The organism is Gammaproteobacteria bacterium (assembly GCA_022450155.1).
Taxonomy (GTDB): Bacteria; Pseudomonadota; Gammaproteobacteria; order Arenicellales; family UBA868; genus REDSEA-S09-B13.
In genome coordinates this window covers 1-4,710 of record JAKUQR010000057.1, presented here as the reverse complement: position 1 = coordinate 4,710, position 4,710 = coordinate 1, and the positions used below count along the sequence as shown (strand labels likewise).

Sequence of the window (4,710 nt, the reverse complement as noted above, 5' to 3'; positions counted from 1 at the left end):
CAGCAGCTGCGTCAAGTGTGGATCGATGCGGGTCAGATGGCACGTAACCGGATTACTGGTGCCATCCGTCCAGGACTACCGCCTGAGGACCATCATCTGGTTCAGCGCCAGATTGACGCCTGCCTGTTAGGTAGTGGCGGCGCAGTATCTGCCCATGCCCGTGCTGCTGAACTCGGCCGTGTGTACTTGGATTTGGATCTTAAAGGCCGGAGAAATTTTCTGCGTCTACTGGCTGCCCACTACGGTGTGGATACAACTGACCTACGACAAGTGGTTGATCATTGGCTTGAAGTGAGCCTTGACTCTGATGCGCAGAGTGGGCGATTGAAGGCCGAAGCGGAGTTGCGCACGACCCTTCGTTCTGCGCGAATTCGACTGTTGACTCAGTTCAATGATCTGCCGGAAGGGATCAAGTTTCTGGTCGGCATGCGGTCTGAATTAATTGCCCTGAAAGGCGAGGATCCACAACTGAATGCATTTGATCGTGAGTTCAAGAATCTGCTGGAGAGCTGGTTTGATATCGGTTTTCTGGAACTTCATCGCATCACTTGGGATGCACCCGCGGCTCTGCTGGAAACTCTTGCCAACTATGAGGCAGTCCATCCGATTCGTTCATGGCGTGACATCAAGCACCGCCTGGCCGCGGCTGACCGGCGCTGCTATGCATTTATTCATCCGCAGATGCCCAATGACCCGCTGATCTTTGTCTGGGTCGCGCTCACGCATGGTATTCCCGATAACATTCAGAATCTACTCAGCATTCAGGGCGCCGAGGTCGAACTGGGCGAAGCCAATACGGCGGTGTTCTATTCGATATCAGCAACGCAATCTGGTCTTGACGGTGTGGGGCTTGGCAGTTTCCTGATCAAGCGTGTTGTCGACAGACTGAGCCGTGACCACAAACAACTCAAGGAATTTTCAACGCTCTCACCCATTCCCGGATTTGCCAGTTGGCTACAGGAACTGACCGCTGGTGAAGATCGCGGTAGCGGTAACTTGAGCGATGCCGTCGGCTGGCTCCAGCATCACGGCGATCTAAACCGGATCTTTTCAGATCGAAGCTGGGTGCGCGACGTGGCCGCTGTGGACCAGGTCCGCGAGCCGCTGCTCGTACTGTGCACACATTACCTGATGGAAGCAAAACGGGGAGAATCGGCACTGGACCCCGTGGCAAATTTTCATCTTTCCAATGGCGCCAGTATTGAACGGCTGAACTGGCTGGGTGACACCTCCAAAAGAGGGCAACTGCAGTCAGCCTGCCTGATGGTGAACTATCGCTACCGCCTGAAGGATATCGAATCCAATCATGAGGCTTACCATACAGATGGCAAGATTGTGTGCGCAAAGTCTATAAGTGGATTACTCAAGACCTGATGGTGACCCGCCAGATCGTGTGATCTATCCCAATCCTTGTTGGCTTGAACAGATCAGTTGGCGAATAACTCATGACCGATAGATCGGAATTTCAGCCGCTGACCTTTCCGGGGATCATTATCGGTGCACTTTTTGCGTTTGTGACCTCGTTCGATGAGGTCGTCGTGGTGATATTTCTGGGTAGCGAAAATCAGATTACACTGCCGCGGCTGATTTGGTCTGGAATACGACAGGAAATTACGCTGACCATACTCGCCGTTGCAACGATCATGGTGTTATTGCCGGTGGTGGTTTTGTTTTGTGTTGAGTTGTTGCGCCGTCGTCATGAGCGTTTCTTAATTCGGCCCCTGGGTGCAGAATAGAACCACTTGAACCGGTGAGATCTTTGCGTAGTACACTATATTCCACGGCAGTAGAGTCATTAGGTGTTAAGAATGCTTGAACATTAAGACACAATGTGGAAAAACATAAGTCTCGTCAGATATAGAGTACATAGGTGTCCCTATTAACTAATATTGAGTTATCCAGTCAATAATAGAATGAGCAGTTCCCTGAATTAGACAGCTGTTGGGTTGCGGGCAGAGAGCGTGACTGAAATACGAAGGAAGGACTGAAGAATATGGATACAAATCAGACAGAAGCCTATGTGAGATTTAATGAAGTGCAGAAAAGTTACGACGGCGAAGAGCTGGTCATCAAGAACCTCAATCTGGACATCGATCGCGGAGAATTCTTGACCATGCTGGGGCCTTCTGGCTCTGGCAAGACGACCTGTTTGATGATGCTGGCTGGATTCGAGCCGGCCACCCACGGCGAGATCTTCCTTGGGAATCGGCCCATCAATGCAGTACCACCCCATAAGCGGGGGATCGGGATGGTATTTCAGAACTATGCGCTCTTCCCCCACATGACAGTCAACGAGAATTTGTCGTTTCCTCTTCAGGTCAGGCGGATGGGGAAATCCGAAATTGCAAGCCGGGTTAAGAAGGTACTCAACATGGTACGGCTCGGCAGCTTCGGTAACCGCAGGCCGGCTCAACTCTCCGGTGGCCAGCAGCAGCGTGTCGCGGTAGCACGTGCGCTGGTCTTCGATCCGAAACTGGTGCTGATGGACGAGCCCCTCGGTGCACTCGACAAGCAACTTCGGGAGCAGATGCAGTACGAGATCAAGCACATTCACGAAGACCTTAAGGTGACCGTGGTGTATGTTACCCATGACCAGTCCGAAGCGTTGACGATGTCTAACCGAATCTGCGTTTTTAATGATGGGGTAGTGCAGCAACTTGCCTCACCACAAGATCTCTACGAGCGGCCGGAAAACGCGTTCGTGGCGCAGTTCATCGGTGAAAACAACACTCTGATGGGCTCGGTCACCAGCATAAATGGTGAAAGTTGTCAGGTCCAGGTCGACGGTGGAGACCAGGTCCAGGCGCTCAAGGCGAACGTCGAAGGGGTGGGCAGTCGAACGACTCTCTCGCTCCGGCCCGAAAGGGTGGAAGTCAACCCAGAACCCGGGAAATATCCCAATTTGTTTGATGCACGGATCGAGGAACTGATCTACTTGGGCGACCACCTCCGGACCCGGGCCTCGGTCTGTGGGCAGGATGATTTCATCGTCAAGATTCCCAACGCCACCCAGCATACCATATTGCAAGAAGGTGACATGGTAAAGTTCGGCTGGTCTGTTGAAGATTGCCGAGCACTGGATGTCTTTGAAGGCGTCTAATCCGGAGATTTCAATGGCGAATAGCGCTGTCCCTGAGGCAGCATTTTCACAACAAAAGTGGAGGAAATGTAATGAGAAATTCCCTGCAGTTTGCACTGGCAGCGGCCCTCGGCGCCGTCATTGTGTTACCCGCACAGGCAGAAATAACGATTGCATCCTGGGGCGGCGCCTACACCATGAGCCAGCAAAAAGCGTATGCGGACACCTTTACGGGTGGCACCGCAACATTTGTTAACTACAACGGTGGCCTGGGTGAGGTCCGTACCCAGGTAGAGTCTGGCAGTATCCAGTGGGACATCGTCGACGTGCTGCCGCACGAAGCCCGGGTAGGCTGTGACGAGGGACTCTTCGAAGAGTTGCCGCGGGATGTGTTTACGCCGGCACCGGATGGCACCTCGATGGATGACGACACCATGGTACCGGTACCCAATGACTGCGTGGTTCCGCAGATTTTCTGGTCCTACGTACCGTTCTATAAGAATGGCACCTTTGACGGCAACCCCGCCGGCAACCCAAGCACCATCGGGGACTTTTTTGATGTTGCAAAGTTTCCGGGTAAACGTGGCATCCATACCTGGGCCAATGCCTTGATCGAGATGGCGCTGGTGGCAGACGGTGTTGCCGTAGCAGACGTTTATGATGTGATGTCGTCTGACGGCGGTATCGACCGTGCGTTCGCCAAACTTGACACGATCAAGGACCACGTCGTGTTCTGGTCATCGGGCGCCAAGCCGCTTGAACTCATCGAGAGCGGTGAGGTCTCTATCGCGCTGGCCTACAACGGCCGAATCGGGGCGGCCATGCTTACCGAGGGCGCCGACTACGTAGTCAACTGGGACGGTCAGGTACTCGAAGAGGAATGGCTGGCCATGCTCAAGGGCTCTTCCAACTACGATGAAGCGTTGGCATTCTTGATCCATGCTTCCGCACCGGAACAGCAGGCCGGCCAGGCCAGGTGGATCAACTACGGTCCGATGCGGGCTTCAGGCCTGGAAATCATCGCTGCGAATGAACCCTTCTTTAACACCGGCGTTGACATCATGCCGCACATGCCGAATGCCGGCGCGGCCATGGCGAACGCTGTATTTGCCAACCCCGACTGGTGGGCAGACAACGGGGACGCAATCTCTGAGCGTTTTACGGCCTGGATGGGTCAGTAAGCGCGGTTAAGTTGTTGTGGTAATGCACTGGGGCCGGGCGTATCAGCGCCCGGCCCCGTTTGTTTTTAGGCGAACAGGGTCAGGAAATTTATGGCGATTGCGAACGCTTCATCCGCTCCGATCCTGACTGCAGACGGCATCCCGCTCAGGGTCAGCCTGAAGCGCTCCATGCGCCGTAGCAAGCTGTGGGCGCTGATTCTTGTCCTGCCTGCGTTCCTGTTCCTTTTGATTGTATTCATCCTGCCAATCGGCAATCTTCTGATCAGAAGCGTCGATGACAGCATGGTCAATTATCAGTTTCCACTGACCTTCAGCCTGATCGAGAACTGGGATCGGCAAAGCCTGCCAGAGGAGGTGTTGTTTGAGGCTTTGTACCTCGACTTCACCACGGTCAACAAGTTTTTCATCGCCAACAACGCGGGCGCCAGCGTCGATTCATCCGATGCTGGC

Annotated in this window: 5 protein-coding genes; all 5 read left to right on the top strand. The window is 53.9% G+C overall.

Going from position 1 to position 4,710, the window contains the following annotated elements; all coding sequences use genetic code 11:
- Positions 1-1,374, top strand: a 1,374-nt coding sequence (locus MK323_15045) for a malonyl-CoA decarboxylase (GenBank protein ID MCH2483461.1), incomplete at its 5' end; no start/stop codon positions are given.
- 71 nt (positions 1,375-1,445) lie between these two features.
- Positions 1,446-1,736, top strand: coding sequence for an ABC transporter permease subunit (locus MK323_15040; GenBank protein ID MCH2483460.1), 291 nt, complete (start codon positions 1,446-1,448; stop codon positions 1,734-1,736).
- A gap of 257 nt (positions 1,737-1,993) precedes the next feature.
- Positions 1,994-3,100 (top strand): ABC transporter ATP-binding protein, encoded by a 1,107-nt coding sequence (locus MK323_15035; protein ID MCH2483459.1) that lies wholly within the window; start codon positions 1,994-1,996, stop codon positions 3,098-3,100.
- Between the two features lie 71 nt (positions 3,101-3,171).
- Entirely contained in the window at positions 3,172-4,260 is a 1,089-nt protein-coding gene (locus MK323_15030) for an extracellular solute-binding protein (protein MCH2483458.1), read from the top strand.
- Positions 4,261-4,350: 90 nt separating this feature from the next.
- Positions 4,351-4,710, top strand: a 360-nt coding sequence (locus MK323_15025; GenBank protein ID MCH2483457.1) for an ABC transporter permease, incomplete at its 3' end; no start/stop codon positions are given.

What these genes read in the sequence shown, in the direction of transcription:
- MK323_15040 (MCH2483460.1), top strand. Translation starts at nt 1,446, where the DNA reads ATGACCGATAGATCGGAATTTCAGCCGCTGACCTTTCCGGGGATCATT.
- MK323_15035 (MCH2483459.1), top strand. Translation starts at nt 1,994, where the DNA reads ATGGATACAAATCAGACAGAAGCCTATGTGAGATTTAATGAAGTGCAG.
- MK323_15030 (MCH2483458.1), top strand. Translation starts at nt 3,172, where the DNA reads ATGAGAAATTCCCTGCAGTTTGCACTGGCAGCGGCCCTCGGCGCCGTC.